Raw genomic sequence first — 17,636 nt, 5'->3', positions numbered from 1 at the left:
GGCAGGGGCTTATTCAAGCCAGGGCAATGCAGCGATTGATACTGAGGCTGATTGGAAAGAGTTCTAAACAGACTCTCGCAATAGCAAAATCGAAACAACGCATATATGAAGACCGGCAGGATCAAATCCCGTCGGTCTTTTTTTTGGGGGCGAATTTAGGTAGTTGCTTCCCAACCTTCATATACATGAATCAGACCAAGCCCATACACTCATAACAAGTAAAGAGTTTTCCAAGCGGGTCGCGCCAATAAACATATTCAAGTTTTCGACAACAAAAATTATACTTCTATAAAAAAAACTTTACCAACGAGCTCTTTGATGCGAGCATCACCGTATGCAGGAGAGTCAATCGACAGATTGCACCCACCAAAATTGATTGATGCGAAAATAAGGAATTCAACATAAATGCTGGCATATCTCGCCAAACGCATTGGAATGATGATCATCACGTTGTTCTTGATCATCACATTGACGTTTTTTCTTATGCATGCAATTCCCGGTGGTCCGTTTACATCTGAGAAGATGTTAGCGCCAGAAATCGAGGCTGCGCTCAATGCTAAATTTGGGTTGAATGACCCGATTTGGGTTCAGTATTTAAATTACCTAAAAGGTATTGTGACGTTTGACCTTGGGCCTTCCTTTAAGTACCCAGGCGTTCGTGTGAACGATCTAATTATGGACGGCCTTCCAGTGACCGCCAAAACTGGTTTTCTTGCTTTATTATGTGTCGCAGCGCTCGGCATCCCATTGGGTGTCTTGGCAGCGCTTAATCAAAACAAATGGCAAGACACAGCCGTAATGTTGTTCGCCACGGTTGGTGTTGCAATCCCCTCCTATGTTGTTGCAACCGTCGCTCTTTATATCTTCGCCCTTAAACTAAATCTGGTGCCGACATTTGGCCTTGATGACTGGCGCGGATATATTTTGCCTGTTGCCGCATTATCGGGGTTTTGGCTTTCGTTCATTGCCCGCCTATCGCGCTCGAGCCTTTTGGAAGTGTTGGGGCAAGACTATATGGTCACCGCCAAAGCAAAGGGATTGCACCCCCTTACAGTGCTCTTTAAACACGGTCTTCGAAACGCACTTATCCCAATCGTCACGGTGCTGGGCCCCGTGGTCGCAAACTTGCTGACCGGCTCATTCGTGATTGAGCAGATTTTTGCACTTCCCGGCATTGGTCGACATTTCGTGCTTTCAATCTCCAACCGGGATTACACAACAATTATGGGCATTACGATTTTTTATGCTGCCTTTTTGATGGTCATGATTTTGATCGTCGACATGCTTTATATGTTGCTTGATCCGCGCATTAAACTTGCGGGGAAATCACGATGAGTTCTCCCACAAAAGACGTTGCAGCTGAAAAGTGGGCACCGGCAAAAATATCAACCGATCAAGCTGAATATATCGCAGCGCCAAGCCTAACATACTGGCAAGATGTGCGGTCACGGCTTTGGAAAAACCGTCCCGCAATGTTTGGGCTTGCCTTCATCATCTTGCTGATCGGCGCCGCCATCTTTGGGCCCTCACTGTCGCGACATACCTATTTTGAACAAGACCTAAAACTATCCAACATTCCACCGATTTTAGAACTTTATCAAGTCGGCGCGGACACGCCTGAGCCAACCTACTTTTTCCTCAACAGTGGCAATTTTAAGCTCTATGCGACGGACGAGCACGGTGTCCTAAAATCAATTTTACGTACCAAACGCAAGGACTTGATGAAGAAACGCCATATATATGAATTTGGCGAAGACCTCGTCTATGTCGACTACAGCCAACTGCCCCCACGCATCCTTGATGGCGAAGAAAACCCAATTGAAAATTTTGGAACGCGATGGAACCAAACCTATTGGTTTGGAACGGATAGTCTTGGCCGCGATGTACTGGTTCGTCAACTTTATGGCGCGCGCATCTCACTAACGGTTGCGTTTATCGCAACTTTGGTGAACTTCTTCATCGGCATTTTTTATGGCGGCATCTCAGGGTATTTCGGCGGCAATGTCGACAACATCATGATGCGAATTGTCGAGGTTATAGCAACGATCCCCCTAACGCTTTACGTCATTTTAATGATGGTTGTACTGCAGTCCGGCTTCATCTCGATCATTGTTGCCATCGGCACGGTGTTTTGGGTCGATATGGCCCGCATTGTGCGCGGACAAATGCTGACGCTAAAAAACCAAGACTATGTCGACGCGGCAAAAACAATGGGTGCCGGTACATGGCGTATTCTAACGCGTCACCTGCTGCCCAACACAATTGGTCCCATCTTGGTCACCCTTACTTTACTCATTCCAAGCGCCATTTTCATTGAGAGCTTCATGAGCTTTATCGGGCTTGGGGTCAGTGTTCCAATGGCCAGCTGGGGCACATTGACAAGTGAGGCGGTTGAAACATTGCGCGCCTATCCATATCAATTGTTCTTCCCTGCGGCTGCCATCAGCATGACGATGTTCGCCTTCAATTTCTTAGGCGATGGTCTGCGCGACGCACTTGATCCGAAGTTGCGCACATGAGTAATCAACCCTTATTGGAAGTCAAAGACCTCACAACAAGTTTCTTCACCTCGCGGGGCGAAGTGCAAGCAGTGCGCGGTGTCGACTTCAACGTATTTCCAGGTGAAATCTTGGGCATCGTTGGCGAAAGTGGCTCAGGTAAATCCATAACGTGCATGTCTATTCTTCGTTTGTTGAAAAACAACGGCAGAGTGATCAAAGGATCGGCAAATTTTGAGGGCCAAAACCTGTTGGACCTCGTGGAACCGGATATGCGCAAGCTTCGCGGCAATGACATTGCGATGATCTTTCAAGACCCGATGACCAGCTTAAACCCAACGCTAACTGTTGGCGAACAGATCATCGAAACCATCATAACCCACCGGAATTCCTCCCGGAAAGCGGCGCGGCAACGGGTTATCGAACTCTTTGAGTTGGTGAAAATACCCGAAGCCGCGTCGCGCCTTAATTCATATCCACATGAGTTCTCAGGCGGCATGCGTCAACGCGTGATGATTGCCATGGCCCTAAGCTGTGACCCCAAACTCTTGGTGGCCGACGAACCAACAACGGCTTTGGATGTGACAATCCAACGTCAAATTCTATTGCTGCTGAAGGAAATCCAATCCCGATTAGGCATGGCGATTATTTTGATCACCCATGACCTTGGTGTGATTGCGGAAGCCGCTGACCGTTTGCTCGTGATGTATGGCGGGATGGTGATGGAAACCGGCAATGTCGACATTGTTTTTGCCAAACCTGCACATCCTTACACCCAAGGCCTTTTGACAAGCGTGCCCAAGGTCAACACGTCCAATCGGGAAAAACTATTGCCAATTCCCGGCTCGCCCCCCGACATGCTTCGACCGCCGACCGGATGTCCATTTGCACCAAGATGCCTGCACGCAATGGAAGTCTGCGTTGAGGAAGTACCTCCATCATTTGAACTTGAGGGCGACCACATCCACAAATCGCGTTGCTGGTTACGCCATCCCGATGCGCCAGAAGCCAAAGGGGAAGCTGCATGACCGATAAGCCCCTGGTTGAAATCCGCAATCTAAAAAAACAGTTCCACGTTGGCAGTAGCTTTTTCGGTAGGAACCCAAAATATCTAAAAGCCGTTGACGGCGTTGACCTCACGATAAACCGGGGTGAAACACTAGGCCTAGTAGGCGAAAGCGGGTGTGGGAAAAGCACGCTTGCAAGAACGCTAATAAGACTTTATGAGCCAACTTCGGGTGAAATTTCATTTGATGGTCAGGAAATATCTCAACTCGACCAGAAACAACTGATGCCATTTCGCAAGCGCATGCAGATGATTTTTCAAGACCCATACGCTTCGCTTAATGGGCGCATGACGGTGCGCGATCTGATTGCTGAACCATTGGAAATTGCGCAACTTGGGGACGACAATTCCCGAACAGAGCGCGTTCACGAATTGCTCGAAATTGTGGGCCTAAATAAAGACCATGCAAGCCGGTTTGCCCATGAATTTTCAGGTGGGCAACGCCAGCGTATCGGTATTGCGCGGGCAATTGCGCTCAATCCAGAACTCGTTATCTGCGATGAACCCATTTCTGCACTTGATGTTTCCATTCAAGCGCAAGTTGTAAATATGCTCGAAGATTTGCAGAAAAAATTTGGGCTAACTTATCTGTTTATCACACACGACCTATCAATGGTTCGTCACATTTCTGATCGTATCGGCGTGATGTATTTGGGAAAAATTGTTGAGCTTGCAGATAATGATGAATTGTACGAAAATCCAAAGCACCCCTATACGCGCGCGCTTCTCGCCTCCATTCCAATAGCGGACCCGGTTGAAGCGCGTAAACGGGTCATCGAGGAAATGCAGGGCGAAATCCCAAGCCCAATTGATATGCCATCAGGATGTCGTTTCCGGTCACGTTGTCCGCTTGCGACGCCAAAATGTGCGGAAGAAGAACCTGAATTGAACGAATTGACGAGCGGCCACTTTGCCGCCTGTCATTACGCAGAGCCGTGATTCAGCCCCTAATTGGATCACAAACAAAATGAGGCAACCAACCTCATAAAATAGACCTCGGGCATAAGCCTGACACAGGAGGAAACGATATGAGAAAGCAACTAATACCGCTTTTCGCTGCAGCAAGCATGATGCTTGGCGGCGCGGCTTACGCCGAAACGTCCCTCACCTACGTGGTGAACAACGAGTCTGATAGCTTCGATCCCGGCACAACCAACGAAACGTTCGCCGCGCCGATCATCGGCAACGCATTCGAAGGTTTGGTAAAACATGCGCCAGACGGCGCGGTTGTGCCCGCATTGGCTGAAAGCTGGACCGTCTCCGACGATGGTTTGACATACACATTTAACCTACGCAAAGACGCTAATTGGTCAGATGGCAAACCTGTTACAGCAAATGACTTTGTTTACGCTTGGAAACGTGTCCTTACACCTGCAAGCGGCGCGAAAAACACAGCCCTACTTTATCACATTGCTGGTGCAAAAGAGTTTTTTGAAGGTTCAGGTACAGATCTAAAAATTGCAGCGACAGATGATCACACGTTCACATTTACGCTGCACCAACGCGTACCTTACATGATGCAGCTATTGCCTTACGCTACTTATTTCCCAGTGCGTCAGGACATCGTTGAAGCAGACCCAGATGGTTGGACGCGTAAAGCTGAAACATATGTTGGCACAGGTGCATTCCGTGTTACCGAGTTCAACATTGGCGAAAGCGTCGTCTTTGAAAAAAATCCAAACTATTACGGTGCGGATAATGTCAAATTGGACAAGCTTACTTTCCGTTTGATCGCGCAAGAATCAACTGCTCTTGCAGCCATGGAATCTGGTGATGTTGACGGCATCAATTCTGTGCCAGCTTCGGAAATTCCTCGCTTGTCTGTTGAAAGCGATGCGTTCTTGGTCATCCCATCATTGGGTACAACCTATGCGTTCTTCAACCCGGCTGCAAAACCGTTGGATGATGTGCGTGTACGTAAAGCACTTTCAATGGCGATCGACCGCGAAGAAATTGTTGAGTTCGTTCTTCAATCAGCAGATGTTCCTGCGGTTGCGTTGGTGCCATACGGCATGAATGTTGCTGGCCAAGACTTCCGCGAAGCGGCAGGCGACTACGGCTTAGGTCAAGCAGCCAAAATCGAAGAAGCAAAGGCTTTGTTGGCTGATGCAGGATATCCAAATGGCGAAGGTTTCCCAGATACAGTGTTTGCGACCTACTCTTCGCCTCCAATCCAAAAACTGCTCGAAGCAATTCAGCAGATGTGGAAAAAGAACCTCAATATCGATGTCACAATCGAAGTGAGCGAATGGAAAGTTTACTATCCTGAAGTGCAAAAAGTAGAATACCAAATCGCACAAATGGGTTGGGGCGCTGACTATCCTCACCCAATGACGTTCTTGGACAACTTTGTTTCTGATAGCCCCAACAACTTAGCCAAATGGGCCAATGCAGATTATGACGCAGCAATTGCCGCATCAAAGTCAGCAAATGACCCGGCTGTTTCACTCGCTGAAATGGCAAAGGCTGAAGGCATCATGATGAACGATCACGTGATCCTGCCAATGTATCATCGCAACAGCTATATGATGATGGGCAGCCACGTAAAAGGCTTCTGGCGCTCAGTTCTAGGCGTACCATATTTCCAAGATGTATCCATCTCGAAATAACACCCGTTAAACTCAATTACATTAGGGCGCCTCTCGGGGCGCCCTTTTTTATTAGGAGTTTTCATGTTGATTTCCGACAAAACTAGTCTGCGTATACTTCGCCCTTTAACGTGATCCCCAATCCTAGAATTGTCCTATTCGCATATGAGAAGTACCCAACGACCTGATTTACTTCCAAGATTTCACCATCCGAAACCCCGTGTGATCGCATGGCTTCAATCATCGACTGTTCAACGTCTCGCGGCGAAAGGGTCAATTGTTTGGCGTAATCCATGATGGATTGTTCTTTGGTGGTTAGAATGTCTGCGGGGCGATCTTCGATTAGGGCTGCCGCCAGATCTTCCCATGGGCCATGCTGGTTGTCATATGCTTGTTCGCCGAAATGACTGTGATGGTTTATGCAATAGTTGCAGCCGTTTAGGGCGCTGACATAAACGCCGATTGCTTCCATCAACCAAAGTGGCGACGTGTTGTTGGAATGGCCGAGCGCAGCGCGATAAAACGCCATATGTCCTTCCATAAGGTGGGGGCGCAAAGCATGGGCTGATATGATGTTTGCGACCGTATTGTTCGCTCGTTTGTACTTTTCGTAAAGCAACTTTAATTTTCCAGTAGCTGCGCTAAACGATATGGATTCAATCCAGGTCATCATTAAATTCCTTAAAGAGAAGAGCAACGCCCCACATTCAATATTCGTGGTTCCGGTAACGCTATGCGTTGTTTTCACCAGCCAACGTCTTTGTGATGGCCTTAGTGCATCCCATAAGCTGACTGCTGATCAGTGCCATTGTTTCAGGAGACTCCCGTGGCACCGGAATGGAAACCCCAACGCTGCCAATAACGCTTCCTTGCGGCCCAAATATTGGCGCAGCGAGACCTGTGGTGCCTTCAATTGTTTCTTGGCGAGACACCGCGAACCCTTGTTCCCTGGTCTCTAGAATTTCTCGGCGCAGGACGCTCGCACTTACGATTGTCCCGCTTGCAAGCTGCTCGAGTTTTCGGTCTATCGCACTGTTTGCAACATCGTCCGGCAAAAACGCCAAAATGGCTTTAGGCGCCGCCCCAGCATGTAATGGAAACTTCGTGCCAACACGCTCAAACACCCGCAACCCTTGGTGTCGACCTTCAATTTGATCGATACAAATTCCCGTTAGGCCTGTTGGGTCGTAGGCGCAAAGGATAATGGTTTCGTTGATTTGCGCGGAAAGCGCTTCCATGTGTGGCTGGCAGGTGGAACGCAGATCAAAATTCGCATGCGCGCGATTGCCCAACTCAATCGCCGCCAACCCCAGTGAATACCGAGATGTTGCGCCGTTGTGGATGAGATAGCCTTGCGATGCGAGAAACCGAACCAGCCGATTAACAGTAGATCGATTAAGACCCGTGGTTTTGATGAGTTCCGCTTGGGACCAGCTGGGCGCGTGCAATTGAAATAGATCTAAAATTTGGAATGCCTTGGCGACCAACGCAACACCAGTTTGAGAATCTGCCTTGACTTCCATGTCGTCTAACCCGTTATATGTGCTACGTGCTCATAATATGAGACATCAGATCAAGGGGGAGCGTCAAGGGATATATTTCGTTGATGTTGATCTGAAGAACAGGCAAGGATCACCAAGAGGTGGTCCCGAGAGGGAGAAAATAATGAAGCGTTTTTTAAAGACGACCGCCGTTGCGGTTGCTGCGGGCCTAATTGCAACATCAGCTATGGCAGCAGACATGAAGAAAGTGGCCATTTCCACCATCGTGGAAGTGCCATCTTTGCTGGAAACAATCAGTGGCGTAAAGGATGCACTTGCAAATCGCGGATATGTTGAAGGCGAAACGATCGAGATTGAATATCAGAATGCGAACGGCAATATGCCCACGCAACAGCAAATCGCAAAAAAGTTCGTAGGCGGTAACCCTGATGTTATCATTCCAGTGACCACGCCAACTGCTCAAGCGATGGCAACAGCGACTTCCGATATTCCAGTTGTTTTTACCGCGGTTACAGATCCAATAAAAGCCGGGTTGATTACACAATATGAGAAGCCAGGTAAAAACGTTACGGGCGTATCTGACGCGTCTCCAATCGGTGAGCAGTTGGATTTCTTCAAACAGATCGTACCAGGCTTGAAAACGATTGGTTTCGTTTACAATCCAGGGCTTGATAACGCGCTTGCAACACTTGAGCGAATGGAAGAGTTAGGGGCCGAACGCGGTATTACCGTTGTGACATCTCCTGCGCCTACAACCAATGAAGTTATTCTGGCGACCAAAAAGCTAATCGGCAAAGTCGACGCCATCTATGTGCCGAATGACACAACCGTTAAGTCAGCACTTGAGGCTATCATCAAGGTCGGCCAAGACGTTGATTTGCCCATATTTACCGGCGATTCTAAAGACGTTGAACGCGGCACTTTAGCGGCGGTAGGACTTGACATGTATGCCGTTGGTTGGGTGACCGGGCAAATTGCAGCCGACGTTTTGGACGGCAAAACTGTAGGCGATATCGACAGTGTGATTGCATATAATGAAGTCGACAAATTCGTTGTTGCCATCAACAAACTTGCGGCAGAGCGCATGGGTGTGACGTTTACAGAAGAAGTCATGGCTCAAGCCAACGTCGTCATCGAGTAGATAGCAATTGTAGCGCCCTAAAGCGCGCATCAAAATTGTGGCGGGAGGTTATGCCCTCTCGCCACTGTTCAACATAACTTCGAAAGCCCACCCATGTCCCTTTATGAGATTCTCGGTACACTCGAGACAGGGTTCATTTTTGGCATAGTTGCCTTAGGTGCCTATCTAACATTTAAAATTTTGGATTTTCCAGACCTGACTGTTGAAGGGAGTTTCCCGCTTGGCGCAGCCGTTGCTGCGACATTAATGGTTGGCTTTGGGTGGAATCCATGGCTTGCAACGTTGGCGGCCATTCTTGCTGGTTTCGCGGCAGGTTTTGCAACCGCAATTCTTAATGTGAAGTTCAATATCCTTCATATTTTGGCGGGCATCTTGCTGTCCATTTCACTCTATTCGATCAACCTGCGCATAATGAGCGGACCCAACAAACCATTGCTCTATACAGACACGGTTTACACAGCTTTTGAAGGCTTTGGTATGCCGGGCTACATCGTCAATCCAATCTTCCTTGGTGTTGTGGTGTTGGTGATTAAACTGCTCATTGATGCACTTTTGGCGACCGGATGGGGCATTTCCATGCGGGCCGCAGGCGCGAACCCAGCAATGGCAGAAGCAAACGGCGTTAATGTCGGCAACATGAAGCTCTTCGGTGTCGGGCTCGCAAACGCGCTCACAGCACTTGCTGGCGCATTGTTCGCCCAAGTATTTGGCGCAGCCGATGCCTATATGGGCTTGGGCGTCATTATCATCGGTTTGGCCTCCGTGATTGTTGGCATGTCGATATTGCCATCGGGCATGATTTTCATTGCGACGTTTGCCTGTATTTTGGGCGCGGTACTTTATCGCTTGGCCGTTGCTGTTGCCTTGAATGCCGATTTTCTTGGTTTCCAAGCATCGGACGTTCAACTGGTTACGGCGATTTTGGTGATGATTGCACTGATCGCTCAACAATCCGGCTCGCTTAAGAACATATTCAATAAGAGGTCAAAATCATGATTGAACTCAACGATGTTCATGTGACCTTCAATGAAGGCACGCCGCTTGAAACTAAGGCTGTGCAGGGGGTCGACCTCACCGTACCAAAAGGTCAGTTTATCACCATAATTGGTTCTAACGGCGCGGGCAAATCCACTTGCCTTAATGTGATTGCTGGGCTCGCAAAAGCACAAAGTGGTTCGGTTGTCGTAGATGGTCAGGACGTGACCAGTTGGCCGGTTCATAAAAGATCAAGCATGCTTTCAAGGGTGTTTCAGGACCCTAAAATGGGCACTTGCGAAGACCTTTCGATATTAGAAAACTTTGCTTTGGCCCACGGTCGAACCAAACCGCGCGGCGCTCGTTTCGCGATCACGCCGAACATGCGCGATGAAGCAGCACAAAAACTAACAGTGTTGGGGCTTGGCTTGGAAGACCGGCTGAATGACAAAGTTGGCCTGCTTTCTGGCGGCCAGCGGCAAGCTGTTTCTTTGTTGATGGCAGCAACGGGCGACACCAAAGTCTTATTATTGGACGAACATACCGCAGCGCTTGACCCTAAAACCGGCGCGTTTGTGCTTGAACTGACAAAATCGATTGTCGCTGACCTAAAACTCACGGCGGTCATGGTCACCCATTCGATGGCGCAAGCCTTGGAAATTGGAGAACGCACGCTGATGTTCCACCGTGGAAAAATCGTTTTTGATGTCGCAGGCACCGAACGCGAGAACATGCATGTCAGCGACTTGTTGGAATTGTTCAAACGAGAGCAGGGTGAAGAACTGGCGGACGACGCATTGTTGCTCGGATAGCCAACGCAGCCCTAAAAAATTTGAATTACAAAACGCTACAATACAAGGATACGAGTATGCCCTGGATCGATACGGTTGCTTATGAAGACGCGGATGGAAAGCTAAAAAGACTCTATGACCGGGTTAAAGGGCCGGACAATAATGTCGACAACATTATGATGATGCACTCGCTTCGCCCTCATTCGATGGAAGGGCACATGGCGATTTATAAATATGTTCTGCACCATAGTGGCAACACAATTCCGAAATGGTTTTTAGAGACATTAGGTGTGTGGGTGAGTTCCCTAAACGATTGCAACTATTGCGTCATTCATCATTTTTCAGGTTTGGAACGTTTGCTCGACGATGATCAAAAGTCACAAGCTATCAAGGCTGCGATTGATGCTCAAAACTTCGATAATGCACCCCTAGATGATCGCCAAAAAGTCGCGATGGAATATGCCCGTCAGTTAACACGTGATCCTGGCGGCATGCAGGAAGATATCGTGCGACGTCTGCGGGACGCTGGCTATACAGATGGTGAAATCTTGGAAATAAACCAAGTGTCAGCCTATTTCTCATACGCAAACCGCACTGTTCTTGGGCTTGGTTGTTCAACAAAGGGCGACATTTTGGGCCTATCACCAAACAAGTCTGATGACCCAGATGATTGGAGCCATTCTTAGTTCGTGATAAATCGAAGTCAACTTATCCCCTGTCAGGGCCAACGTACAGATGATCTTGCTGGAACATCAGCTGATTTGCTTGCCAATGCTTCAAACGAAGCCCTTGTAACGTCGATCAGAATTGTTAGGGTTGCACATTGCGTATCTAGCAAAAAAATGAATTAGTCGGAGTACACAATGTCCCAATCAAGTGGTTTCAAGTCGATTGCTGTCGTGCGGGAAGTCGAGTCACCGGAAAATCCGGGTGGGCTAGAAAAACGTGTTTCGATTGTACCGCATGATATCGCAGCGCTTGTTGCAACGGGCGCGCAAGTCTATGTGGAAACGGGCGCCGGGCTAGGTGTCGACTTTTCTGACCAAGAGTATGTTGACGCTGGCGCAGTTTTGCAATCGGCCGAAGAGATATACAAAAACAAAGACTTGATCATAAAATTCAAGGGCCCATCAATCCAAAGCATTCAAGAAATGCGCTCCGGCTGCACGCTTTTATGCATGGCGCATTTCGGGTCTTTCCCGGATCGGGCAAAAATTCTTGAAACACGCAAAATCAACGTTATCGCGATGGAAGAAATTGTTGAATCTCCAAAGGCTGAAAGCGACCAGTCCATCTGTTCCCGCATGGCGATGGTGACGGCGCTTCAACCCTTTTTACGAAACAATACGATTGGTGGGTTGGATGTTCGCGTTGTGGGATGGTCCACCCGAACAATTGCCGCCATTCGGCGCGCAGGTAACCGCGACCCACGATCCCTTGGTGTCTTACAAACTGATGTAAAGATTGAAGATTTGGATGCTGTAGGAGATAGCACACTCTACTTCGTCGACACATCAACATTGAATAACACTTCACTGCTAGATCATTTAAAAAATACCGGTTCGCATATCTTTGACCTAGCCGAATTCGAGGAAAAACATGGTTCTCGCGTTGTGCAGGAATGGCGAGAAAGCCACCCTGCTCTACCTTTCGGGCTGCGCCGCATCCAATGCCTACACCAAACAGGGCAAGCGGGCGCACGATATGGGTTGAAATTACTCGCCCAAAACAAACCAGATCTCGATGTAGAAAAAGTAAACGCATTGATTCTAGGCTATGGAAATGTCGCGCAAGGTGCGATGCGTGAACTTTATGATCAAGGTGTGGGACAGATAAACGTCTTAGGCCAGACGCATACCAAATCAGGACGCATTGAATATTGGTTGAATGACGTAGACCTCATCGTCAATGGTGCAGATCAACCGGTTCATTTGCGTGGCAGGAATTACTTGATCACCAACGAGCATATGAAGGATAACATCCGCGATGGGTCTGTGGTGATTGATCTGGTTGGCGGCAGCCCAACAAACCGTTCCCCGGTTGAGCCAGTACTCACCTGCACATTTCTAGACAAGCCACATTTTGTCCAGGACGGCGTGACCGTCTCCGCACTTTGGGGCTGGCCAATGCTGGGTATGATGCGTGAAACCGCAATAATCTATTCTGCACAGATCGTTGATGTGCTCACTGGACCTGAGAACTTGATTGCTGGACTTTCCAGTATAGCACCGGGAGTCAAACGTGCGCTCGTCTGCGGTCCGCACAACATTTAGCAAGGTAACCCGCAGCTATCTTAGTCCAAATCAAACAATGGGACATCGGCTCACCAAGCAATTGTTTGGGTGGTATTTACCTATTTAGTGGTTCGATATTGTCTGCTCCTTAGTGTCTGCCAAAACACAATCAATGTCGTAAAAACTCCCCCGATCATCGCCATAAATCCAATATACCAAATACGTCCAGCAAATGCGTTTTCAGCGTAAGATGATGCGAATTCTGCTTTGCCATACAAAAGTGTAATGGCTGCAATCACGCAGGTTGCCATCAAAAATCCTGCCGGGAGGAACATCGTTTTTATGTGCAACTTTTGCATGATGAAGACTGTTAGCAAGGATGCAACTACGCCAATTGCGATGCCGATATAGGTCACTTTAGTCGCCCAAAATGGATGCGCGCCCAGTGAGATCACAAGTCCGAATTTTTCGAGAACGAAGAAAAGTACGGCGACAACAATCATCCCAATTATCGTTCCTAGTTGCATGCATAAATTCCTTGCTGAATGTGTGTGATAAGAAGCGGTAGCAAATACATGCCATACGGCCTAATCACAAATAGGCGTTCACCGCTGACGATGAACCATTTGTGCGTTTCCTGCATGAAACAAAAATGGTCCCGCTCGTTCTGTATTAGTTTCCATTTGAAATAAACTTGTATTGGATAGCGACAACGAATTGCTGTAGACAGTTTTACGACTAATAGTTTTCATTTTGAGAATGACTGTTTGTCGTCGCCCAACGACGTTAGGTCTCATTTTAAGCCTGGCCTTCAAAGACCTGAAAACAACTTCCTCCGCCCAACAAACGACGTGATCAATTGTGACGCTAAGCAAACCACTTTCAATACTTCGCGATTTTTACGGATATGACGCTTTCCGGGGGTCGCAAGCGGAGATTATCGAGCATGTGATTGGCGGTGGCGATGCGTTTGTTTTGATGCCGACGGGCGGAGGGAAATCCCTTTGCTATCAAATTCCTGCGATGTGCCGCAATGGAATGGCGATCGTCGTGTCGCCTTTGATCGCGCTGATGCAGGATCAAATTACAGCGCTAGAACAAATGAATATCAAGGCTGCAGCCATTAACTCTTCGATGAGCGCAGCGGAGCTATCAGAGACACGCAAGCAAGTCTGGGATGGCGAGTTGGACATGTTGTATGTCGCGCCTGAGCGACTGGTGATGCCTGAGTTTTTGGACCTGCTGGATCATTGCCATCTGGCACTTTTTGCAATTGATGAGGCGCATTGCGTTTCACAATGGGGACATGACTTTCGCCCCGATTATGCTGCTCTCTCTTTACTGGCAGAGCGCTTTCCACATGTGCCGCGCATCGCCCTAACTGCGACGGCGGATGCCCCGACCCGCAAGGATATTGTAGAACGCCTTGCGCTCAAGGATGGCCGCACTTTTGTTAGTGGGTTTGACCGGCCTAACATTCATTATACAATCGCGCTGCGCAATTCACCCAAGCAACAAGTTTGGAAGTTTATTCAAGAAAAACATCCGAATGACAGTGGCATTATCTATTGTATTTCACGTAAAAAAGTTGACGAGATGGCCGCATGGCTTTGCGAAAAAGGCGTCAATGCTCGGCCCTACCACGCGGGGCTTCCAAGTGAGGTTCGGGCCGAAAATCAACGCCAGTTTTTGCAAGGCGAGAAAATCATAATGGTTGCTACCATTGCATTTGGCATGGGGATCGACAAACCAGACGTGCGCTTTGTGGTTCACATGAATATTCCTAAAAATATTGAAGCCTATTATCAAGAAACCGGCCGTGCTGGGCGCGATGGTTTGCCTTCAAATGCGTTTATGATTTACGGCATGGAAGATGCTGCCATGCAGCGCCAATGGATTGAGGGCTCCGACGCATCGCCCGAACAAAAGCGTATCCAGCATCAAAAGCTGGGTGCTTTATTGGGCTTATGCGAAACGGCAACTTGCCGTCGCCAAGTGTTGCTGAACTATTTTGATGACGCTTGTGAACCCTGTGGTTATTGCGACACGTGTGAACAACCTCCAGAAACGTTTGACGCGTCTATCCCCGCACAAAAAGCGCTTTCGTGCGCATATCGTACCGGCGAGCGTTTTGGTGTTTCTTACCTCGTTGACGTTCTGGTGGGCGCAAGTAACGAACGTATAGCCAATTTCGGCCATGATCAAATTTCCACCCATGGCATTGGAGCGGACCTAAGCAAGCAGGAATGGCAAAACATTTTTCGGCAACTGGTTGCTGGCAATCTTCTCGTTCCCGATACTGAGGGTTATGGCGGACTGCAAATTACAACTAAAGGGCGTGCTTTCCTAAAGGAAAAATCAACGCTTCCCATGCGTCACCATATTAAGACAGTCACGACAGAACGTCTCAGAAGTGGTAAGAAAAAATCAGCATCGTCACTCTCAAACCCAGCCGATCAGGCACTCTATGAAAACCTTAAAGCCGCGCGTGGCGCTTTAGCTAAAACTCAGAGCGTTCCTGCCTACGTTATTTTCCATGACAAAACGTTGGTTGAGCTTGCGCAGCATAAACCCAATTCGTTGGAAGCCATGCTCGATATTAGTGGCATCGGTGAAGCGAAGTTGGAACGCTATGGAAAATCCTTACTCGACGTGATCATTCAGCACGAGAATGCGGCCTGAACGAGATTTGCGTCCGTATTCCCGGATAAACCCAATCAAATTTGGCAGTGCACCTTTAAAATTTCATACGCATTGTCAGCTTCGCACTACCAAAACGTCAATGCGTTGACAAAATAGACAACAAACAATCATTTCAGGCCACTTGAGGGGTATTGATAGGATCAATAGTCCGGCATGATAATCGTAAATCCAAAACCATTGGAGACGCAATTCCAGCTTGGGCGGGAATTGCGGTGCAAGATCAAGTTTACGACCATTTTCTTTCAAGGACGAGCCCCGAAATTGACACATGATGACATTGTTGCCGCACAGACGCTACGCCACAAACTGCATGCCAGTCCTGAATTGTCAGGTGAGGAAGTTCAAACGGCAAAACTGATTTTGGAACAATTAAAACCTACCAACCCCGATTGGACAATGTCTAACATCGGGGGACACGGAGTGGTCGCGGCATATGATTCAGGCAAGCCCGGTCTGAACCTGCTTTTTCGAGCGGAATTGGACGCATTGCCCATCCAAGAAACAACACAGCATCCCTACAAGTCCAAAATTGACGGCAAGGGCCACCTTTGTGGCCATGACGGACACACTTCTATTTTATACCTGCTAGGTGTCCGTCATCAAATGAAATGGGTTATTTAGAGCGGTTTGATTACTGGAGGCTCTGGTTCATTTGCTTATTGATTATGCAGCTTGTGTTTGATGTTGCAAGCGGCGTTGTTTGAACGTGTTGACTTTGATTTTCTCCCTTTGTCTTAGAATGGCTTTGTCCCTGCTGAAGTAGACGTCGGCCGGTGTGACGTTGTTGAGGCTCTCGTGGTAGCGCTGATTGTTGTAGTAATCGACGAAGATACCAATTTGCTTTTCGAGATCACCTGGTAAGTAGTAGTTCTCTAGTAAGACTTTGTTCTTCATCGTTTGATGCCAGCGTTCAATCTTGCCTTGGGTTTGAGGATGGAACGGCGCACCACGAACGTGATCCATTCGTTTGTCTTTCAGCCAATCAGCTAGCTCCCCTGAGATATAGCAAGACCCATTGTCGCTGAGCAGGCGCGGCTTGTGCCGAACAACGGCCCTGTTGCAGCCCGATGCTTGAAGAGCCATTGCCAATGTGTCTGTCACATCATTGGCGCGCATTGTGGTACACAGCTTCCATGAGATGATATAGCGGCTGTAATCGTCCAGGATTGTGGAAAGATAATACCAGCCCCAACCGATGATCTTGAAGTAAGTAAAGTCAGTCTGCCACATCTGGTTGATGGCCGTGGTTTTGTCATGGAATTCATTGGCTGCCTTTATCACCACATGGCTTGGGGCCGTGATGAGGTCCGCCTCTTTCAGGATACGGTAAGTCGATGACTCTGAAAGAAAAGAACGCTTCTCATCGGTGTATTTGACTGCCAATTCCCGCGGGGACAAGGCTTCGTGTTCAAGCGCAAACTCAATCAGATCATCGCGTCTATCTTGAGGAATACGGTTCCAGACGGACTTCGGTTTCGACTTGCGATCCGTCAGCCCATCAAGGCCATTCTCAACATAGCGATCATACCAACGATAAAATGTCGTGCGTGGAACGCAAAGCATATCCAAGGTTTGTTTGGTTGGCAGATGTGAAGCTTCGACGGTACGAATAATCTCAAGCTTTTCAGAGGCAGAATATCTCATTCCTCGAAATCCCCATCCCCGGTCATGCTTTTTTTAAGCAAGCGGTTCTCAAGGGTGAGATCAGCAACGCATTCCTTTAAAGCCAATGATTCAGAACGAAGCTCTTTAACTTCTGGCGATGTTGCTTGCCGTGCAGTATCCCCAGACAAACGGCGCTTGCCCGCCTCAAGAAACTCCTTTGACCAGCTATAATAAAGGCTCTCAGCAATACCTTCACGGCGGCACAATGCCGAAATGCTTTCCTCACCACGCATACCCGCCAAAACAATACGGATCTTGTTCGCTTTGCATTGCTCGAACCAATGGCGCAATGCGCTCACTCCGCCGAATAGGTCTGACGGGTCTTACGGCGGATGTTCTTGACCAATTTATCTGCAGACGCTTTGCTGCTAACGGATTTCTGTCTCATCTTCACTCCATGAAGGTTACGATGAACCAGAAATCCTCCTTTATCAAACTACCCTAAGATGTTCCACATGCGTTGAAGTCAGACA

The 17,636-nt window shown here is 48.3% G+C and carries 15 protein-coding genes and 1 pseudogene; 12 read left to right on the top strand and 4 right to left on the bottom strand.

Features of this window, described 5'->3' with window-relative positions; all coding sequences use genetic code 11:
• Window positions 1–405: 405 nt before the first annotated feature.
• The 5 genes from ACSHWX_RS16680 (at window position 406) to ACSHWX_RS16660 (ending at window position 6,173) form a co-directional block, all read left to right on the top strand.
• Entirely contained in the window at window positions 406–1,335 is a 930-nt protein-coding gene (locus ACSHWX_RS16680) for an ABC transporter permease (RefSeq protein ID WP_435669369.1), read from the top strand.
• A complete protein-coding gene (locus ACSHWX_RS16675) occupies window positions 1,332–2,519 on the top strand; it encodes an ABC transporter permease (RefSeq protein ID WP_435669368.1) in 1,188 nt (395 codons plus the stop codon). Before ACSHWX_RS16680 ends, ACSHWX_RS16675 begins: the two co-directional genes overlap by 4 nt.
• A complete protein-coding gene (locus tag ACSHWX_RS16670; protein ID WP_435669367.1) occupies window positions 2,516–3,526 on the top strand; it encodes an ABC transporter ATP-binding protein in 1,011 nt (336 codons plus the stop codon). The genes ACSHWX_RS16675 and ACSHWX_RS16670 overlap by 4 nt, the downstream gene beginning before the upstream one ends.
• The gene (locus ACSHWX_RS16665; RefSeq protein ID WP_435669366.1) at window positions 3,523–4,503 is read left to right on the top strand and encodes an ABC transporter ATP-binding protein; all 981 of its coding nucleotides are present in this window, start codon (window positions 3,523–3,525) and stop codon (window positions 4,501–4,503) included. The genes ACSHWX_RS16670 and ACSHWX_RS16665 overlap by 4 nt, the downstream gene beginning before the upstream one ends.
• 89 nt (window positions 4,504–4,592) lie before the next feature.
• Window positions 4,593–6,173: a peptide ABC transporter substrate-binding protein gene (locus tag ACSHWX_RS16660; RefSeq protein ID WP_435669365.1), complete on the top strand. Its 1,581-nt coding sequence runs from the start codon at window positions 4,593–4,595 to the stop codon at window positions 6,171–6,173.
• 82 nt (window positions 6,174–6,255) lie between these two features.
• Here the strand turns inward: ACSHWX_RS16660 and ACSHWX_RS16655 are convergent, their stop codons facing one another.
• The gene (locus ACSHWX_RS16655; RefSeq protein ID WP_435669364.1) at window positions 6,256–6,822 is read right to left on the bottom strand and encodes a carboxymuconolactone decarboxylase family protein; all 567 of its coding nucleotides are present in this window, start codon (window positions 6,820–6,822) and stop codon (window positions 6,256–6,258) included.
• A 61-nt stretch (window positions 6,823–6,883) separates the two neighbouring features.
• Window positions 6,884–7,675 carry an IclR family transcriptional regulator gene (locus ACSHWX_RS16650; protein WP_435669363.1) on the bottom strand — a complete coding sequence of 264 codons (792 nt, stop codon included), beginning with the start codon at window positions 7,673–7,675 and terminating at the stop codon, window positions 6,884–6,886.
• A 142-nt stretch (window positions 7,676–7,817) separates the two neighbouring features.
• Between ACSHWX_RS16650 and ACSHWX_RS16645 the strand changes: the two genes are divergently transcribed.
• The 5 genes from ACSHWX_RS16645 (at window position 7,818) to ACSHWX_RS16625 (ending at window position 12,834) form a co-directional block, all read left to right on the top strand.
• On the top strand, window positions 7,818–8,795 hold the full coding sequence (locus tag ACSHWX_RS16645; RefSeq protein WP_435669362.1) for an ABC transporter substrate-binding protein: 978 nt from the start codon (window positions 7,818–7,820) through the stop codon (window positions 8,793–8,795).
• Window positions 8,796–8,888: 93 nt separating this feature from the next.
• Entirely contained in the window at window positions 8,889–9,791 is a 903-nt protein-coding gene (locus ACSHWX_RS16640; RefSeq protein ID WP_435669361.1) for an ABC transporter permease, read from the top strand.
• Window positions 9,788–10,582 carry an ABC transporter ATP-binding protein gene (locus ACSHWX_RS16635; RefSeq protein WP_435669360.1) on the top strand — a complete coding sequence of 265 codons (795 nt, stop codon included), beginning with the start codon at window positions 9,788–9,790 and terminating at the stop codon, window positions 10,580–10,582. The genes ACSHWX_RS16640 and ACSHWX_RS16635 overlap by 4 nt, the downstream gene beginning before the upstream one ends.
• Before the next feature lie 56 nt (window positions 10,583–10,638).
• On the top strand, window positions 10,639–11,247 hold the full coding sequence (locus ACSHWX_RS16630; protein WP_435669359.1) for a carboxymuconolactone decarboxylase family protein: 609 nt from the start codon (window positions 10,639–10,641) through the stop codon (window positions 11,245–11,247).
• A gap of 177 nt (window positions 11,248–11,424) precedes the next feature.
• Complete coding sequence (locus tag ACSHWX_RS16625) at window positions 11,425–12,834, top strand: hypothetical protein (protein WP_435669358.1); 1,410 nt, start codon at window positions 11,425–11,427, stop codon at window positions 12,832–12,834.
• 80 nt (window positions 12,835–12,914) lie between these two features.
• Here the strand turns inward: ACSHWX_RS16625 and ACSHWX_RS16620 are convergent, their stop codons facing one another.
• On the bottom strand, window positions 12,915–13,322 hold the full coding sequence (locus ACSHWX_RS16620) for a hypothetical protein (RefSeq protein ID WP_435669357.1): 408 nt from the start codon (window positions 13,320–13,322) through the stop codon (window positions 12,915–12,917).
• A gap of 334 nt (window positions 13,323–13,656) precedes the next feature.
• On the opposite strand from ACSHWX_RS16620, the gene recQ reads away from it, so the two are divergent.
• Window positions 13,657–15,477: a DNA helicase RecQ gene (gene recQ, locus ACSHWX_RS16615; protein ID WP_435669356.1), complete on the top strand. Its 1,821-nt coding sequence runs from the start codon at window positions 13,657–13,659 to the stop codon at window positions 15,475–15,477.
• A 282-nt stretch (window positions 15,478–15,759) separates the two neighbouring features.
• Window positions 15,760–16,119, top strand: a complete 360-nt coding sequence (locus ACSHWX_RS16610) for a M20/M25/M40 family metallo-hydrolase (RefSeq protein ID WP_435669355.1) — start codon at window positions 15,760–15,762, stop codon at window positions 16,117–16,119.
• Window positions 16,120–16,161: 42 nt separating this feature from the next.
• Here the strand turns inward: ACSHWX_RS16610 and ACSHWX_RS16605 are convergent.
• A pseudogene (locus ACSHWX_RS16605) lies at window positions 16,162–17,551 on the bottom strand (IS3 family transposase).
• Window positions 17,552–17,636: the final 85 nt, after the last annotated feature.

Origin of the sequence: Maritalea sp., assembly GCF_051251695.1 — a bacterium.
In the GTDB taxonomy this organism is placed as follows: domain Bacteria; phylum Pseudomonadota; class Alphaproteobacteria; order Rhizobiales; family Devosiaceae; genus Maritalea.
This window is presented reverse-complemented; position numbering and strand designations above follow the sequence as displayed.

Excerpts from the sequence above, each read along its gene's own strand:
- ACSHWX_RS16680 (WP_435669369.1), top strand. The coding sequence starts at position 406 with ATGCTGGCATATCTCGCCAAACGCATTGGAATGATGATCATCACGTTG.
- ACSHWX_RS16675 (WP_435669368.1), top strand. The coding sequence starts at position 1,332 with ATGAGTTCTCCCACAAAAGACGTTGCAGCTGAAAAGTGGGCACCGGCA.
- ACSHWX_RS16670 (WP_435669367.1), top strand. The coding sequence starts at position 2,516 with ATGAGTAATCAACCCTTATTGGAAGTCAAAGACCTCACAACAAGTTTC.
- ACSHWX_RS16665 (WP_435669366.1), top strand. The coding sequence starts at position 3,523 with ATGACCGATAAGCCCCTGGTTGAAATCCGCAATCTAAAAAAACAGTTC.
- ACSHWX_RS16660 (WP_435669365.1), top strand. The coding sequence starts at position 4,593 with ATGAGAAAGCAACTAATACCGCTTTTCGCTGCAGCAAGCATGATGCTT.
- ACSHWX_RS16655 (WP_435669364.1), bottom strand. The coding sequence starts at position 6,822 with ATGACCTGGATTGAATCCATATCGTTTAGCGCAGCTACTGGAAAATTA.
- ACSHWX_RS16650 (WP_435669363.1), bottom strand. The coding sequence starts at position 7,675 with ATGGAAGTCAAGGCAGATTCTCAAACTGGTGTTGCGTTGGTCGCCAAG.
- ACSHWX_RS16645 (WP_435669362.1), top strand. The coding sequence starts at position 7,818 with ATGAAGCGTTTTTTAAAGACGACCGCCGTTGCGGTTGCTGCGGGCCTA.
- ACSHWX_RS16640 (WP_435669361.1), top strand. The coding sequence starts at position 8,889 with ATGTCCCTTTATGAGATTCTCGGTACACTCGAGACAGGGTTCATTTTT.
- ACSHWX_RS16635 (WP_435669360.1), top strand. The coding sequence starts at position 9,788 with ATGATTGAACTCAACGATGTTCATGTGACCTTCAATGAAGGCACGCCG.
- ACSHWX_RS16630 (WP_435669359.1), top strand. The coding sequence starts at position 10,639 with ATGCCCTGGATCGATACGGTTGCTTATGAAGACGCGGATGGAAAGCTA.
- ACSHWX_RS16625 (WP_435669358.1), top strand. The coding sequence starts at position 11,425 with ATGTCCCAATCAAGTGGTTTCAAGTCGATTGCTGTCGTGCGGGAAGTC.
- ACSHWX_RS16620 (WP_435669357.1), bottom strand. The coding sequence starts at position 13,322 with ATGCAACTAGGAACGATAATTGGGATGATTGTTGTCGCCGTACTTTTC.